14 protein-coding genes are annotated in these 16,884 nt (G+C 62.2%); 3 read left to right on the top strand and 11 right to left on the bottom strand.

From position 1 onward, the window contains the following. Positions 1–21: 21 nt before the first annotated feature. From BW33_RS25860 to BW33_RS25815, 10 genes are all read right to left on the bottom strand, one after another. Positions 22–651 carry a hypothetical protein gene (locus tag BW33_RS25860; protein ID WP_047602159.1) on the bottom strand — a complete coding sequence of 210 codons (630 nt, stop codon included), beginning with the start codon at positions 649–651 and terminating at the stop codon, positions 22–24. A gap of 18 nt (positions 652–669) precedes the next feature. Further along, positions 670–2,367: a putative porin gene (locus BW33_RS25855; protein ID WP_047602158.1), complete on the bottom strand. Its 1,698-nt coding sequence runs from the start codon at positions 2,365–2,367 to the stop codon at positions 670–672. A 53-nt stretch (positions 2,368–2,420) separates the two neighbouring features. Then, positions 2,421–3,125 carry an energy transducer TonB family protein gene (locus tag BW33_RS25850; RefSeq protein WP_047602156.1) on the bottom strand — a complete coding sequence of 235 codons (705 nt, stop codon included), beginning with the start codon at positions 3,123–3,125 and terminating at the stop codon, positions 2,421–2,423. A 3-nt stretch (positions 3,126–3,128) separates the two neighbouring features. After that, positions 3,129–3,554, bottom strand: a complete 426-nt coding sequence (locus tag BW33_RS25845) for an ExbD/TolR family protein (RefSeq protein ID WP_003224462.1) — start codon at positions 3,552–3,554, stop codon at positions 3,129–3,131. A gap of 11 nt (positions 3,555–3,565) precedes the next feature. Continuing rightward, positions 3,566–5,365 carry a DUF2341 domain-containing protein gene (locus tag BW33_RS25840; protein WP_047602155.1) on the bottom strand — a complete coding sequence of 600 codons (1,800 nt, stop codon included), beginning with the start codon at positions 5,363–5,365 and terminating at the stop codon, positions 3,566–3,568. Positions 5,366–5,377: 12 nt separating this feature from the next. Continuing rightward, positions 5,378–6,976: a ShlB/FhaC/HecB family hemolysin secretion/activation protein gene (locus BW33_RS25835; protein ID WP_047602153.1), complete on the bottom strand. Its 1,599-nt coding sequence runs from the start codon at positions 6,974–6,976 to the stop codon at positions 5,378–5,380. A gap of 73 nt (positions 6,977–7,049) precedes the next feature. Continuing rightward, entirely contained in the window at positions 7,050–7,661 is a 612-nt protein-coding gene (locus BW33_RS25830) for a transposase (RefSeq protein WP_081794268.1), read from the bottom strand. 229 nt (positions 7,662–7,890) lie between these two features. After that, entirely contained in the window at positions 7,891–9,099 is a 1,209-nt protein-coding gene (locus BW33_RS25825) for a DSD1 family PLP-dependent enzyme (RefSeq protein WP_177327533.1), read from the bottom strand. A gap of 74 nt (positions 9,100–9,173) precedes the next feature. Beyond that, entirely contained in the window at positions 9,174–10,502 is a 1,329-nt protein-coding gene (locus BW33_RS25820) for a D-arabinono-1,4-lactone oxidase (protein WP_177327532.1), read from the bottom strand. Between the two features lie 76 nt (positions 10,503–10,578). After that, the gene (locus BW33_RS25815; protein ID WP_047602148.1) at positions 10,579–10,932 is read right to left on the bottom strand and encodes a c-type cytochrome; all 354 of its coding nucleotides are present in this window, start codon (positions 10,930–10,932) and stop codon (positions 10,579–10,581) included. A gap of 317 nt (positions 10,933–11,249) precedes the next feature. Between BW33_RS25815 and BW33_RS25810 the strand changes: the two genes are divergently transcribed. The 3 genes from BW33_RS25810 to BW33_RS25800 all read left to right on the top strand — a co-directional run bounded on the left by BW33_RS25810 (position 11,250) and on the right by BW33_RS25800 (position 15,931). After that, positions 11,250–12,875, top strand: coding sequence for an NADP-dependent glyceraldehyde-3-phosphate dehydrogenase (locus BW33_RS25810; RefSeq protein WP_047602146.1), 1,626 nt, complete (start codon positions 11,250–11,252; stop codon positions 12,873–12,875). Positions 12,876–12,921: 46 nt separating this feature from the next. Continuing rightward, on the top strand, positions 12,922–13,962 hold the full coding sequence (locus BW33_RS25805) for an FUSC family protein (RefSeq protein WP_177327531.1): 1,041 nt from the start codon (positions 12,922–12,924) through the stop codon (positions 13,960–13,962). Positions 13,963–14,041: 79 nt separating this feature from the next. Continuing rightward, positions 14,042–15,931 (top strand): acyltransferase family protein, encoded by a 1,890-nt coding sequence (locus BW33_RS25800; RefSeq protein ID WP_047602144.1) that lies wholly within the window; start codon positions 14,042–14,044, stop codon positions 15,929–15,931. On the opposite strand, the gene BW33_RS25795 is transcribed toward BW33_RS25800, so the two are convergent. Next, the gene (locus BW33_RS25795; protein WP_047602143.1) at positions 15,918–16,814 is read right to left on the bottom strand and encodes a DMT family transporter; all 897 of its coding nucleotides are present in this window, start codon (positions 16,812–16,814) and stop codon (positions 15,918–15,920) included. The two genes, BW33_RS25800 and BW33_RS25795, sit on opposite strands and share 14 nt — an antisense overlap. Between the last annotated feature and the right edge of the window lie 70 nt (positions 16,815–16,884).

Here is a 16,884-nt window from a genome sequence, read left to right as displayed (position 1 = left end):
CCTTGTCTATGAGTCTTTTAATCAGTGCGCAATCGCAGCTTGTGGCGCATCGAATTGAGTCTTGTACAGTTCATCGCCAAAGCCCTGGGCCAGTTCATCGAACTTGACCCGGGCGCTGCCCGCGAAGGGCTGGCGGATCTTCATCACCTCGGCCACATCGATGTTTTCGTAAGCGCTGAGGATCTGCTTGGCGACGCCGTACATCTGCTGATTCTTGACTGAACATTGCTGCACTTGTGTGTCACGTTCAGCCAATTGCGTTTGAAGCTTAGACCGTTCTGCCTCTTTGGCACGGGCCATGACCAGCAACTCGTCGTAGGCCTTCTTGAACTTGCCGACCTGCTCGCTGCTGGCGGCGACTTGCGCCTGGGCCTGGTTGTGCAGGTTCTGCTGCTGGCCGGCCAACTGCTCGGCGACGCCCTTGGCCTTGGCCAGTTCGGCGGTCAGTTGCTTGATCTGCGCCTGCGCGGCCTTGGCTTCGTTCTGCGTCGCCAATTGCGCGGCGCTGGCCTGGGCCTGCTGGCTCTGCAGGGCCTGCAACTGCTGAGTGGTGCTGCGCAACTGGGTGCGCAGACGCTCTTCCATGCCTTCGGCGCTGGCCCCTTGAGCCATGAAAAAACTCAGCCCCAACAGAAAAACTCGTGCGTGCATGACCGTACTCCCGGCGCCTTAGAAGCGCGTGTTGATCTCAAGCTGCAAGACGTCGATGTCGAACGGCGCGCCGTACACCGCCTCGGTGCTCAGCCAGCGGCCGGTGGCGTAGACGTTCTTCGCCAGACCGTAATTGCCGCCGAGGAAATAGCCCTTGGCGTTGGTGCCGCCGAGGTGGAACGAGGAATCGTTGAAGCCATCGGGCAAGGCGTCCGGCTGGATGTACTTGTAGCCGGCGAACATATTCCAGTCGCCCTGCTTCTTCAGGTCCAGCGCATTGCCGAGGGTGAACTGCACCATCCACGCATTGGCGCCACTTTCGATCTCGCCGTTGCTGTTGAGGTTGTTGACGATCTGCCCCTCGGAGCGCTTGCGCATGTCGCCTTCGTCGTAACCGAGGTTGTGGATGTAGTTGCCCTGGCTGCGCAGCTTGAAGTCCTCTGGCAGATCGGCGTCCCACACCAGGTTCAGGTCGAGCAGGTTGAACTCCGACGCCAGACCGACGAATTGCGGCTGCGGCGTGGTGGTCGGGTTGGCCGGGTTCGGCGTGATGTCGCGCAGCAGGAACACGCTGTTGCCCTTCTGCATGAAGGCCGCGCGGCTGCCGTCGGTGTCGCAACCCGGTGCGCCGGCCCAGGGTTCGCATGGGCTGGAGCGCTGCCCTTGAATGTCGTCGAAACGGTAATAGGCCAACGCACCCTTGAGGCGGTTGTTGCTGTTGATCGCCCATTTGGCGCCGAGCTGCGCGCCGTACAGCCACTTGTTGTCGCTTTCTTCCTTGTCGAAACCGTTGCTGGTGGTGGTGTCGTTGGTGTAATCCACCGGGAACGCGCCGACGGTGCCGAACACGCCCCAGTCGCGGTTGAGCTTGTGGTCGAAAATCGCCGCCACCCCGTCAAAGTTCAGGTCGTTGGAATACAGCATGTCGGTGGACATGAACGGGTTGGCGAAACGCCCGCCGGTCAGGGTCAACTCGTCGGTGGGTTTCCAGTTCAGGTAACCCTGATCGAGCCAGATGTCCTTCTTGGCGAAACCGCCGCCGAGGTTCTGCGTGGTCGACACCGGGTTGTTGTCCGAGCCGGTACCGATGCGGATGCCGGCGGTCCATTCCGGCGAGATCACCGCTTTCATGCCCAGCCGTGCGCGCAGGCGGAATTGGTTGGTGCGGTCTTCACGGGTGTTGAGCAACGGCGGCAGATTGGTGCTGCTGTTGGGGTTCACGTCGTACGGGCCGTTGTTGTTGAGTTTGGCGAAGTCGACGATTTCGTTGCTGTTGCTGCCGGAGTAGTAGCGCGACTCGTCACGCAGGCGGATGTCACCATCGAAGCTGATGCGCGAAGCCCAGTCCGGGAAGGTGTTGGGCGCGGCCCAGTTTTCCTGCTTGGCGGTGGCCATGACTTCGGCCTTGACCTGATCGCGGATCTGGTCGCGCACCGCGGCCGGCACATACTGCACGCGCACATCGCCCGGCGCCGCCACCGGCCCGGCCGCTACGGCGGTGGAAGCGGCGGCCTGCTTGGCCTGCGCCGCTTCGTTCTGCGCCTGAGCGATCAGCGCGTCGGCCTTGTCCTGTTTCAGAATGCCCTGCTCGACCAGCAAGCGGATCAGATTGATCGTGGCGTTCTCCGAGGGCGCAGGCGCTGCCGCCGCCTGACCGACCAGGGTCGCGATGACCATGCCGACCGCCAGGGACAATCGATTCACGTTGGAAATCATCTGCACACAACTCCTTTTGGCAAAGCTTGAATGCTTGGCAATGAATAAGTGGGTTAACCCGGACGCCGCCCTTGCAGGGACAGGCGCACAGGCAACGTCATGGAGGCCGGTGGCCGTTCGCTCAGGTGCGGCGCGTTACGCAGCGCCGCCAGCACCTGGGTATCGATCTCGGAACTGCCGCTGGACTTGACCAGCTCGACTCGGGTGATTTCGCCGACGCTGCTCAGCCACACATCGGCCTGCAGCGAAAATGCGAGGTTGCGCAGGTCGGGGTTCTCGCGCAGCAAGCGCTGAAAAGTGAACGCGAGGAACTGACTGTAAGTGCCGGTTCCCAGGCGTCCGCCACCCGCACCGGCCATGCCGCCACCCTTGCCGGCGCCGATGTTGAAAGCGTCGTTGCCACTCTGTGCGTCACCGTCCATTTGCATCGGGTTGGCCAGATCGTCCGCCGGCGATGGCGGCGCCTCTTCCTCGGGCTTGACCTCTTGCGGCTCGGGCGTGGGCTCGGGCTCGACGACTTTTTCTTCCACCGGGGTTTCCGGCTCCGGCGGTTTTTCCGGAGGGGGCGGCGGCGGTGGCGGCAACGGAATGATCGTCGGCACCTTCGGCGCCTCACGGCGCACGCCGCTCATGTCATTGGCCCACTGCCACAGGAACCACGCGGCGAGCGCGCCGAGCAGCAGCCCGGCGCTCCACTTCAGGTAACGCAACGGCGAGCGTTTCACCGGCAGCGGCTCGATCGGAAGTTGTGCGGTCATCACTCAGCCCTGCGTCGGTTTGCCGGTCACCAGACCGACCTGAGACAGTTCGAGCCGGCGCAACAGATCCAGCACTTCAATGACCTTCTGGTACTGCACCGTCGCGTCGCCACGCACGATCACCGGGAAGTCCGGGCTCTGCGCCTTCTCGATGCGCAAGCGTTCCTCCAGCTCGGCCAGGGTCACCGGGTAGGCATCGAGGAACACCTGACCGCCGTCGTTGACCGAAATCGCCTTGGTCTTGGCCTCCGACAGTGACACCGAGGCGCTGGCCTTGGGCAGGTTGATCTGGATCCCGGAGACCTGCGCGGTGGCGGTGAGGATGAACATCACCAGCACCACCATCAGCACGTCGACCAATGGGGTGATGTTGATGCTGTCCACCGCTGCATCTTCGTCATCGTCGTGGGAGGCATTTACGGACGCCATGGCAGTGCTCCTCAGGCCGGTACGGAGTGGTTGGCGTGATGGCCGCGCTGATGCGCCGCTTCGCTGGACTGGCCTTCGCCGTGCATCTCCGCCAGACGGGTGATGAACTCGTCGACGAACACGCGCATGTCGGCGCTGACTTCCTTGTTGCGGGTGATCAGGCGGTTGTAGCCAAACAGCGCCGGTATCGCGACGAACAGGCCCATGGCGGTGGCCAGCAATGCGGCGGCCATGCCGGGCGCGATGGCGTTGATGTTGACGTCGCCGGCCATCGCGGTGCCGAGGAACACCACCATGATCCCCAGCACGGTGCCGAGCAGGCCGATGTACGGGCCGCCGGCGATGGCGTTGGACAGGGTCGAGAGTTTCGAACTGAGCGCCTGGTTCTCGCGAGTGCGCACGCCGTCCATCGAGCAGCGAATCGCTTCAATAGTCGCTGCGGACACCGAAGAGGTATCGGCACCCTGCTCGCGGCGGGTGCGGATTTCCTTGACCGCCACCGAGTACAAGCGCCACAGCGGCGAATGCTGCAGACGCTGGGCGAGTTGCGCGTCGTCGGCGAACATCTCCAGACGGGTACCGACCTTGGCGAACTGCTCGCGGAAGTCTTCGTTGGCCTTGCTCACACGACTGAGGGTGCGGTTCTTGCGCAGCATGATGATCCACGACTGGAACATCATCAGCACCAGCACGGCGATGATCACCCAGGCGTCGACCGGTACCGCGTTGAGCAGGAAACCGAGGCTGCCGAAACCGAAACCGGACTGTTCCTCGTCGACGCCGTAGGCCACCAGTTTCGACTCGGCGCCTTGGGAGGTCGCATCAGCCAGCAGCAATGGCGCCGGACGCGCGACTTTCGACAGGCGCAGTTCGTCGATGGCGCCCACGAATGGCTGGTACGGGCCAGCGGCCAGATCGGCGCCAACCGCCATCACCGAATTGAACGCCGGCATCGCCTGAGCCAGCGTCGCGCCTTCACGACCATTGATGTACAGGCTGACTTTCGCGCCTTCGGCGGTCAGCGCGACGTGCTGCCATTGCCCCGGACTCAGCGGCTGCGTGGCCACCGCGCGCTGGCCGTCGATCTCCACGAACGGCACGCCTTGATTGACCCCGACCAGCAGGCTGTTGGCGCCTTCGCGGCGGGCAAGGATCAGTTGCTCGCCATTGGCCTGATCCAGACGCAGCCAGGCACTGAAGGTGAACGCACTGCCAGCGCTGTGCTGCAGCGACGGACTGGCCGGCAGCAACAACGGCTGGCCGCTGAACTGCAAGGCGCGCCCGACCACGCCGTCAATCGCCGCGCCGGTGGCGCTTTGTGCGGTGTTGCCGTAAGCGCTGGTGTCCTTGGCCGGGGTGCCGGTAGCGCCGTCGAAGTGATACAGCGCGGTGTAATTCGGATCGAACGTCAGTTGGCCGTTACCGGTGGCCGGGGCCTTCTGATTGCCGTAGTACATCCAGATGTCCTGACGCTGACCGCCCTCGACATTCGGCACATCGACCCAGATCAGCGCCATGCCCATCAGCGCGTCGAAGCTTTCGATCTGGTGGTTGAGCACGGTCTTGTCATCGGCGGCGACGAAGCGCAAATCCGCGCCGTCTTCCTTGACGCCATCGAAGGTGAAATTGCCGGTGTGCAGGCGCACCAGCAGCGCGGTGCGGCCCAGCGCCTGATTGATCCCGGCACCCTGTGGCGTGGTGTCGACGGCGATCTGTTTGCGGTAATGCCAGTCGTCCTGCCACCAGGCCTGCGCCGTGGCCGGGAGCACGAAGCCCAGGCAGATCAACAACGAAAGAATGAGGCGCTGCATGAACGTGCTCCTTTAGAAAGTGGCTTGAAGGTTGAAGTGCAGGCGCGATTCCTGCTTCGAGGTGTTCGGCCCTTCGAGTAACGGGTAGCCCCAGTCGAGGCTGCCGGACAGCCATTTGCTCAGGCTGGCGCGGGTGCCGAGGCCGACGCTGGCCAGGGCGTAACTGGCGTCCTGGTCCGGCAACTCGTCACGCAGGTACAGTTGCGCGCCTTCGGCGAAGGCGTAGAAGCGCCATTCCTGCATCCAGCTGCCGGCGTATTTCGCCAGCGACGGCGTGCGCAGCTCCTGGCTGAGCAGTACGCCGTCATCACCGGTGCGCTCGGCCGCCAGATAGCCGCGCACCGAGGTCGCGCCGCCAGCGGAAAACTGTTCGTTGGACACCAGTGGCCCCGACGTCAGCTGGAATGCGCCTTTGCTCGCGCTTTGCCAATCATTGTCGAAGGTCCAGGTGAAGTTGCTGTCGCCCTTGACCACGGCGAAACTCGGGTTGGCGCGGTAGCGTTTGTAGTCGAAGTCTTCGTCGGAACTGCCGTAGCCGAAAATGCTGCGGGTGGCCGCGACCAGGCTCAGGCCGAGGCCGAGCTGGCTCTTTTCGGTGTAACGGAAGCCGTTGTAGGCGAAGGTGAACGGCGCGTATTTCAGCGGCACCTTGTCGCTCTCGCCGGACAGGGTCAGGCGTTCGTCGAAGTCCTTGAAGTCGATACCGGCCGACAGCGAGTTCGACCAGTTGCCGCTGGATGGCAGCGTGTAGATTGCCGATACGCCGTAGGAGTGACCCTTGCCCAGCACGTTGCTGCCGCCGATGGTGGCGACGTTGCTGTCGGACTGATAACCGGAGAACTGCACACTCCAGCGCTCGGTCAGCGGCGCGGTGTAGGAAGCCGACCAGACCTTGGCGTTGTCGGTGTCCTGCGGTGCGGTGAAGTACGTCAGGTTGATGCTGTGGCCAAGCTGCCAGAGGTTGTTGTAGCCGAGGCTGGTCACGGCGCGCAGCTTCTCGGTGTCGGCGCTGTAGTCGTTGTTGAGGCCGACGCTGGCGCTCCACGGGTTCTGGTCTTCGACCTGCAAATCGACGTCCATGGTGCCGGGGCGTTGACCTTCGCGCACCAGCGGCATGACCTGGCGGCCCGGGGTTTTATTGAGCTGCGCCAGTTCGCCCTGAACCTTGGCGAAGTCCGGCACCTCGCCCTCTTTCAGCGCCGGGACGTTGTCGCGGATGTCCAGCGGCGAATAGTGTTTGGCGCCGACCACCCGTACCCGGCCGACCTTGGTTTCGCTGACTTGCAGATAGACGATGCCATCCGCCACCGCTTGCTCCGGCAGTTCGACGAACACCGATTGGTAGCCCCGCTGCTGATAAGCCTTCTGCAAGGCATCGCGGGCGCCTTCGATGTCAGTCATGGCTTTTTGCGGGCCGAGAAACGGGTACACCGCCTCTTCGATGGCCCGGGCGTCGAGCACGGTGTTGCCGCGCACGAAGTATTCGTTGACGTCCACCAGACGTTGCGGCACGGCGCCTTGGGCAGCCTCTTCGGCGAACGCCGGTTGCGCGCCGGCCGTCACCAGCAGCCAGCCCCACAGCGCCAGCCGTGACGTGAAAATCTGATCCACACTACCCCCTGAATTCGCGATGACCTGTTGGCGCTGTTGCGCGCCTTGTGTGTTGCATCAATGGCAGGCGCGGCTAATTGCTGACGTGCGCGACACCGCTGTGCTTGCCGAGCCAGGTGTGCAGCAGCGCGAAGTTCAAGGAGAACTCGGGCATTTGCAGCAAGGCACCGCAGAACACTTCGCCGATGATTTTCTGAATGAGCTGCACCGCACGCGGGTTGTTGAGCAGCGTGGCGATGTCGCGACTGAGGACGTTGAAGCTCCAGACTTTCTGGTTCAGGCCAAGACCGACGAACCAGCGGAACAGCAGGTTGTAATTGAGTTGTTCATACAGTTGCTGCTCGCTGGGCACCGAATACAGCAGTTGCAGGAGCAGGATGTGCATGACGGTTTGCGCGGGGATGAGCATGCCCGGTTCGGCATTGAGTTCGTGCAGCAGGCCTTGGTGGGCGTCGAGCAAGTCGTCGATCTGCGGGCGCAGCAACACCAGCGAATGGCCTGGCGGAATGTAGCTGGAGACCTCTTTCAAGGCGCCCTGCCAGTCATCCTGCGAGACGATCCAGACCCACGGCGCGCCGTAGCGATACACCGAAACCGGCTTCTTGCGCGCGGCTTCGACGATCTTCGACAGGCGCTGATCGAGTTCCTGCATGCCCACTTTCGAGTAGCGTTCCATAGTCCCCATTGCCTCACTCCCGGCGTCCCGCCTCGGCTTATGAAAAGCGCCCCGTTGGGGCCCTCAAGCGCGTTACATAGGCATGACCGGACTGGCTATGTGCTACCGAACTTTTGTCATGAAAGCTTCATGCTGGAGTTGATGGGAAAGCAAAATCAAAAGATCGCAGCCTTCGGCAGCTCCTGCAGTGGGATTGAGTGCGCCCTGCAGGAGCTGCCAAAGGCTGCGATCTTTTGCTTCAGGAATAAACCGGCCAGGTGTCGACGATCTTGCCGCCACGCACGGCCAGCAAATCACCGAACTGCAGCAAAACCGCTTCGGTCTGGGTCGGGCGCAGAAACACTTGATCCTCGACGGTCAGGCCCACCGCATTCGAACCGTTGACCATTTCCTGATTCGAACTGCGCCCGTAGACCCCATTGCTCTGTAACCCCGACGGCGATTCCAACTCGGCCATCCAGTTGCCGCCGTAGATGAAAAAGGTCTGGCGCTGGTTGGTGTCCCACCAGGAGAACAGTTTCGACTTGTCGTCCAGCGCCGGGATATTTACCGCACCGGTACTCTTCAGCACCGGGGTGGCGATGTAGGTCGCCGGTACGTGGTCAACCAGCGACGGCAAGTCGTAATGCGTCGGTTTGAGCATCGCCGTGCCCACCGAAACCTCGGTGCTGAGCTTTTCGTTTTCGTGGATACGGTAGCTCGGGCTGCCGGCGGTGTTCAGGCACAGGTGGTCATTCCACAACGCCGGAAACTGCTGGTGAGTAAAATCGACGTTGCGCTGATAAATCAGCATGACCTTGGCGAACAGTTCCTCGGGCGAACCGAGAATCCCCGGCACGCCCATGCCCACGAACGGGTCGTAGCCCATGAACCCGGCGAACGCCAAGTGCTGCGGGTTGGCACTGATCAGCGTGAGCATCTGCCCCAATACACTCTCATCACTGACCCCGCCGCGATGCAGGCCGACATCCAGTTCGATATTGATGCGCAGCCGCGTGCCCAGACCCTGCGCCAACGCCAGATATTGCTGCAGCCGTGCAGGCCCGTCGAGCAGCCATTGCAGTTGCCTGGAAGGATCGAACGGGCCTTTGTGGGTCTGATAAAACAGCTCGGCCGAACGCACCGGCAACGGCTTGCCGAGCAGAATGTCGGACTGGGGAAACGTGACGGCATCGTGGTTGAGAAACGGCTGGTGAAACGACATGAGTTTTTGCGTCCCGGCCCGTTGCGCGATGTAGCTCAACAACCCCGGCGAAGGCAGGGACTTTTCCACCAGACGCAATTGCTTGCCGCTGCGTTTGACCGACTGCGTTACCACGTCAATGTTGTGATCGAGGCGATCCAGATCGATCAGCAGCACCGGGCGCATCGGGCCTTGGTCTTTCAGTTCTTTATTCAGTGCGCGGAAATATTCGCTGTAAGGCGCACCGCGATCACCCGGTCGCAGCCAGGCGCCCACGCCCACCAGTAAAGCGCCGACACCCAACGTGCCGAGCATGAAATTACGCCGATTGAGCGCCATCAGCTCACCCCCAGAATCGATGCCAGATGTGCATTGAGAAAGCGTCCGCTCGGATCCAGCGCCTGACGTACGTCGACAAACTCGCGCCAGCGCGGGTACAGCGGTTGCAGATTCTTCGCGTTGAGCGTGTGCAATTTGCCCCAGTGCGGGCGGCCGTTGTACTTCCAGAAGATCGGCTCGACCGCGGCAAAGAAGTTGTGATGGTCCATCTGGTAATGCTGGTGCACCGAGATCGAACAGCTGTCGCGGCCCTCGAACATGCTCAGCGGAATGTCATCAGCCTTGACGTAGCGGTACTCGATGGGAAACCAGGTGCGCAGGTCCTTGTCCTGAATCAGCTTGAGGATTTCACGCAGACACGCCGGGCCGTGTTCGGCGGGCACCGAATATTCCATCTCGTTGAAGCGCACGGTGCGCACGTTGGCGTAGATGTCGAACGAGTCGCCGACCCGATCATCGAAACTCGCCAGATGCCGCAGACTGTTGAGCAGCGTGCGGCGCAGCTCGGGGAAGTCGCTGCCGTATTTGTCGATCTTCTCGATCAGGGTCACGAACTCGTTGCCGCCCTCCTCTTCGGGGGGAATCGGCGGCGTAGCCGGGTCGCTGGTTTCGTTGAGGGCGATGGACAGCGCGTAGTCGGAATGGGTGACCACGAGCATTTCCCAGTGCTGGTTTTCCCGGGTGTTCTTGTCGAGGTCTTCCAGCAGCTCTTCGGTCCTGGCGATCCACTGGCGCTCGCGCAGGCGGTAGGCCGGGCGATTTTGCAGACGGATTTTCGTCGCCACGCCCAATGCACCGAGGGATACCCGTGCGGCGTTGAGCACTTCTGGATGACGCTGGCTGTCGCAGTCCAGCACCTCGCCATTGGCCGTCACCAGTTGCATGCCGCAGACATGCGCCGAGTACGACTGAAAGGTTTTGCCGGTGCCATGGGTCGAGGTGGAAATTGCCCCGGCGAGAGTCTGGTAATCGATATCAGCCATGTTCTGCAGCGCTTGGCCGACGTCCTTCAGCGGCACGCCCATGCGCGACATCGGCGTGCCGGCGGCGAATTCGGCCTGCAGGGTGCTCGGGTCGTGATCGAGCAGGCCGGTGAAATAACTCAGCGACAGCAGCGTGCCGTCGGTGGGCACCAGCGCGCTGAACGAATGTGCCGAACCGACCGGGCGGATTTTGCCCTGGGCCTGACGAATCGCAGTGCTTAGTTCATCGAGATTCTTCGGCGCCAGCCGCGCCGCCGGCAGGCAACTCTGCCCGCCCGACCAGTTGCGCCAGGGAATCAGCCGCGGGGCGCGCATCAATTGCCCCAGCGCGGGGTTGGCCGCCAGTGCACTGAACGCGCCGACGATGCTTGCCCGTTGCAACAACTGACGCCGTGTCAGATCCATGCTCATGCGCGCGCCCTTATTGTGGGAGGGGCTGGTCGGCCATGAAGCCGATCAGTTGCAGGAATTGTTCTTCGGTGCACTCGACGCACTGGCCCATCGGCGGCATGCCGTTGTAGCCGTTGATGGCGTGGTCGAGCAGCGTGTCGGCGCCCTGGCGGATGCGCGGCTCCCAGGCTTGACGATCGCCAGTCAGCGGCGCATTGGCGGCCGGGTTGGCGTGGCACAACTGGCAGCTGTTGACGTAGATCTGCGCGAGGGCCGGGTCGGAGGGTGTGGCACTGCGGGTGGTCGCCGGCGGTGCGGATTTTTCGCCGCAGCCGCACAGCGTCATGAACAGCGCCAGCAGTAAAGTGAGTCGGATTGCCCGCATAACGATCCTCGAGGGTGGCATCGCTTATTGTTGTGATCACACCTTAAGGCAGGCACGGCAGCGGGTTGAGGGCATTGCGGGACAACGATGGGGCCAAACGGGGCCACACCATTGCCGTCTGCAGGAGCCGCCGCAGGCTGCGATCTTTTGACGTTGCTTTTGGAAATCAAGATCAAAAGATCGCAGCCTGCGGCAGCTCCTACAGGGCTTGGCGTGACATTCGCGTGACATTCACGGGTTTAAATTTCAGCGTATTCAGGCGTATAACCTGTAAAGACTTTTTGATCTGTATACGGACATCAACACGGGGTAGCGACATGACCACAGCAAACATCCTTGGCAACCTGTTCCCTTCTGTCAGCGACATCCCGGAAAAATACCGCCTCGACGGTCAGGTCGAGCAACGCGAATACCTCGTCGATGGCGAACTGCGGCGCTGGGACGGCCCGCTCGCCACCGTGCGCAGCCCTGTGTATCTGCACGGCGAGAACGGCGATGAACAAGTGATCCTCGGCAGCACCCCGCTGCTTGACGCGGACACCGCGCTCACCGCCCTCGACGCTGCCGTGCGTGCCTATGATCGCGGTCAGGGCCTGTGGCCGACCATGCGCGTGGCCGAACGGATCCAGCACGTCGAAGCGTTTCTCGGCCGCATGCGCCAGCAGCGCGAAGCCGTGGTCAAACTGCTGATGTGGGAGATCGGCAAGAATCTCAAGGACTCGGAAAAAGAGTTTGATCGCACCTGCGACTACATCGTCGACACCATCAATGCACTCAAAGAACTCGACCGCCGCTCCAGCCGTTTCGAACTGGAACAGGACACCCTCGGCCAGATCCGTCGCGTGCCACTCGGCGTGGCACTGTGCATGGGGCCTTACAACTATCCGCTGAACGAAACCTTCACCACGCTGATTCCGGCGCTGATCATGGGCAACACCGTGGTGTTCAAACCGGCCAAGCTCGGCGTGTTGCTGATCCGCCCGCTGCTCGAAGCGTTCCGCGACAGCTTCCCGACCGGCGTGATCAACGTGATCTACGGCAGCGGCCGCGAGACCGTCAGCGCGCTGATGGCCAGCGGCAAGATCGATATCTTCGCCTTCATCGGTACCAACAAGGCCGCGAGCGACCTGAAGAAGCTGCACCCGAAACCACACCGCTTGCGCGCCGCGCTGGGTCTGGATGCGAAGAACCCCGGCATCGTCCTGCCGGAAGTCGATCTGGACAATGCGGTCAGCGAAGCGGTCACCGGTTCGCTGTCGTTCAACGGCCAGCGCTGCACCGCGCTGAAGATCCTGTTTGTGCACGAAGACGTGGTCGACACCTTCATCGAAAAATTCAACGCCAAACTGGCCACGCTCAAGCCGGGCATGCCGTGGGACAGCGGCGTGGCGCTGACGCCGTTACCGGAGTCGGGCAAGGTCGATTACCTGCACGGTCTGGTGGCCGACGCGCAGAGCAAGGGCGCGCAAGTGGTCAACCCCAACGGCGGCGAGAGTCGCGAGTCGTTCTTCTACCCGGCGGTGCTGTACCCGGTGACGCCGCAGATGCGCGTGTACAACGAAGAACAGTTCGGCCCGGTGGTGCCGATCGTGCCGTACCGTCACCTCGATACCGTGATCGATTACGTGCTGGAATCGGACTTTGGCCAGCAACTGAGCCTGTTCGGCACCAACCCGGTGGCGATCGGCCGACTGGTCGATACCTTCGCCAATCAGGTCGGGCGGATCAACCTCAACGCCCAGTGCCAGCGCGGCCCGGACACCTACCCGTTCAACGGGCGCAAGAACTCCGCCGAGGGCACGCTGTCGGTACACGATGCACTGCGGGTGTTTTCGATCCGCACACTGGTGGCGACCAAGTTCCAGGACAGCAACAAGGACCTGATCAGCGAAATCATTCGCGGCCGCGATTCGAGCTTCCTGACCACCGACTACATCTTCTGACGAGGACTTTGCACTGAGCACCTTCAGCGCCCAACGACTGCCACCGCTGCTGCGGCGAATCCTGCGTCCGTTGCTGGACCCGTACCGCCGCTACCAGCACGCCCGACTGATTCACGCGGTGCGGGTAGCGCTGGGGCTGCTGGCGACCATCCTGCTGACCACCGGCATCAACCTGCCCCACGGCGAGTGGGCGTCGGTGACCATGCTGGTGGTGATCGGCGGCCTGCAGCACCACGGCAACATCGGCAAGAAAGCCGCCGAACGCGCCACCGGCACCCTGATCGGTGCTGGCGTCGGTCTGCTGCTGGTGGCGCAACAGGCATGGCTGGGCCTGCCGTGGCTGACCTACTTTGCCATGGCGGTGGTCTGCGGCTTCTTCTCCTATCACGCGATCGGCAAGGGCGGTTACACCGCCCTGCTCTCGGCGATTACCGTGTTCATCGTTGCCGGACATGGCGACAACCCGATCACCGACGGCTTGTGGCGCGGGGTCGACATCCTGATCGGCATTGCCCTGGCCCTGGCGTTCTCCTTCGCCCTGCCGCTGTACGCGGTGTATTCGTGGCGCTACAACCTGGCCGACGCCTTGCGCGACTGCGCCACGTTGTACGGGCGGATCATTGGCGGCCAACCGGTCAGCGCCGATGAACATCTGAAGCTGATGGGCCGGGTGACCACAGTGATGGTGCAACTGCGCTCGCTGATGCCTTCGGTGTCCAAGGAAGTGAAAATCTCCATGACCGAACTGGACGCGATTCAGCGCAACCTGCGGATGTGCGTCAGCACTCTGGAGATCCTCGGCAACACCCGCCCGGATGCCAACGACCCCGAAGCCATGGCGCACCTGCAATCGGCGCTGCGAGCCGAACACCGGGTGATCCGCGTGCAGCTGATCGGCATGGCCCGGGCCTTGAAGTCCGGCGCCACGCAACGCCTGGAGCGCCCGCTGGAGTTACCGGACGCCGGTCTCGACACGCCGGTCTACAGCACGCTGGACGGCTACCGCTTGCTGACCCGACAACTGGCCGCGAACATCGGTGAGCTGCGCCAGCGCCTGGCGATGACGGCGCCGCGCTGGAACATCTGAATCAGCGGAAAAATCCATGTAACAAAGCCGACATCATCACTACAATGCGCCGCACAACGGATGTGACATGGACGCATAAATGCAATTCAGGAAGAGTATCAACGCCCTGCGGGCACTGGCCGTGCTCTCGGTCGTGCTGTTTCATTTCAAGGTGCCAGGGTTTGAAGGCGGATTTGTCGGCGTAGACGTGTTCTTCGTCATCTCCGGCTTCCTGATGACCGGCATCATCGTCAATGGCGTGCAGCAGCAGAATTTTTCCCTCCTCGGTTTCTACGCCTCCCGCGCCCGACGCATCATTCCCGCCCTGCTGGTCCTGTGCGTTGCACTGCTGGTTTTCGGCTACCTTTATCTGCCGCTGGACGACTTGCGCGAAACCATCCGCACGATCAAGAGCAGCCTGCTGTTCAGCTCGAACTTCAGCTTTGCCCAAAGCGGTAATTACTTCGCGGCGCCGCTGCATGAAAACTGGTTGCTGCACACCTGGTCGCTGTCGGTGGAGTGGCAGTTCTACCTGCTTTATCCCGTACTGATCATGGGGCTGCACCGGTTCTTCGGTGCCGACAAAAGCCGATTTGCCCTGGTTGCCCTGGCGTTGATGTCGCTCGCGGCGTCCATCGTCGTGACCCGCCTCAACCCGACGTTCGCCTTCTACATGCTGCCCACCCGCGCATGGGAAATGATCGCCGGCGGCCTGGTTTTTCTGTTTCCCCTGCGATTGGGCGAGCGCGGCGGCGTGATTTGCGAAGGGTTCGGCCTGCTGGCAATTGCCGTCAGCGTGCTGGGCTTTTCTGAGGCGGACCTGTGGCCCGGCTACCTGGCACTGGTGCCGGTGCTGGGGACGATGCTGGTGATTCACGGCAACACCCGGTCAGTGTTCAGCAGCCATCCTACGCTGCAGTTTGTCGGAAGCATTTCCTACTCGGTGTACCTCTGGCATTGGCCGCTGGTGGTACTGCTGTACCTGTGCGGCCTGCTGAACAGTTGGCCACACGTGATCGGCGCAATCATCGCCTCGTTCGCCCTCGGCACCCTGTCCTTCTACCTGGTGGAATCGAAGGTGAAGAAAGGTACGAGCGCTACTCGAACAGTGATCAAGTTCGCGTCGCTGACGGTAGCGGTGGTGGCCGTGTCGGCAACGACGTCGTCGCTGGTCAAGCAACACCCCGACTGGCGCCCGGCACTGGTCGAACTCGGCCAGCCGGAATACACCAGCAAGCTGTATCCGCAGGAGTGCTACCCCAACGCGTATGCAGCAGCGGATTGCAAACTGGGCACGGGTGACGTGTCGGTAATTCTGTATGGCGACAGCCACGCGCAATCCACCGCAGCAGCGGTGCAGATGGACAACCCGCAGGCAGCGCTGTCGTGGTCACGGGGCGGTTGCCCGACCCTGGCGCACTTCGCCATGCACGACAAAACCGTCGAAAGCCAGTGCCGGGGCTTCAATCAGGAAAAGTTGCAGCAACTGAAAACCGCGTATGCCGGGATCCCGGTGGTGCTGTTCAGCCGTGCGGCGCTGTACGCGGATTCAGGACGAGAAAACAGCTATCGGATTTCGTTTCCCGAGCGCCAGGCATCGTTTGCTGACGCCTATACCGAAGAATACGTCAGCACGGTCTGCTCGATCGCTGAAAACCACCCGGTGTACATCGTCAAACCGATCCCGGAGATGCCCTTCAGCGTCTACAAGGGGTTGAATCTGAATCAGCGATTGTTCCGGCAAACCACGGACATTTCCCTGCCGTTGCAGGCATACGAGAAACGCAACCGCGTCGCCATCGCAACCATCGAAGCCGCCGCCAGCCGCTGCAACGCGACGGTGATCGACCCGACGCCGTACCTGTGTCCCAACGGCAACTGCATGGGTTCCATGGACGGCGTGCCGCTGTACTTTGACGACAATCATCTGGTGGATGCTGGCAATCAGCAGCTCAAAGGCCTGTTCAAGGATCTGATCAAGCCGATTTGAGCTCGCGCCGGGCTTTCAGGCCCCAGCCCTGTTGCATCCCGGCGGCGGCCAGCAGAATCGCTGCGACACCGACCCATTGCAGGATCTCCAGGCGATGGCCGAAGGCGAACCAGTCGACGAAGATCGCCGCAATCGGGTAGATGAAGGACAGCGCTCCGGTCAGGGCAGTCGGCAGTTTCTGGATCGCGCCGTACAGCAGCACATACATCAGGCCAGTGTGGACGATGCCCAGCGTCACCAGACTGGCCCAGGCTCCGTTGGTTTGCGGCAAGCCGTTGAAGTGCGCGAACGGCGCGAGCAACAGCACTCCGGTGCAGACCTGGATCAACGCGATCAGATGCGGCGGCGTGCCGGTGAGGCGTTTGATGATCAGCGCCGCCATCGCGTAGAGCAACGCCGCGCCCAGCGCCAGCGCAATCCCCAGCAGATATTCGTTACCGCTCTCGCCCTGCCCTCCGTGGGCGCTGACGATCGCCAGCATGCCGAGAAAGGAAATCGCTAGCCAGAACAGCTTCTGCAAGGTGATTTTCTCGCCGAGAAACAGTGCCGCCAGGCCAACCAGCATGAACGGTTGTACGTTGTAGACCGCCGTGCCGATGGCAATCGAGGCCCGGGAATACGAGCCGAACAACAATACCCAGTTGCCGACAATCGCCACCCCGCTGAGCACCGCGAGCAGGAACGTGGTGCGGGTCAAAATGCCCGGACGCAAGAAGCCGAACGCCGCGCAGATCAGCAGCAAGGTGCCGGCGCCGAACACGCAACGCCAGAACACCACATCCAGCACCGGTTGCCCGGATACCAGCACGAACCAGCCGATGGTCCCGGAAATCAGCATGGCGGCAGTCATTTCCAATGAACCACGGCGGATTGTGTTTTCCATCATTGATCTCCCTAAGCGTTTGACGAAAGCGTGGCAAAAGTATGCCAAGCCGACCCCGAGCGCCTCCAGC

Origin of the sequence: Pseudomonas sp. RIT288, assembly GCF_000631985.1 — a bacterium.
GTDB lineage: Bacteria > Pseudomonadota > Gammaproteobacteria > Pseudomonadales > Pseudomonadaceae > Aquipseudomonas.
This window is presented reverse-complemented; position numbering and strand designations above follow the sequence as displayed.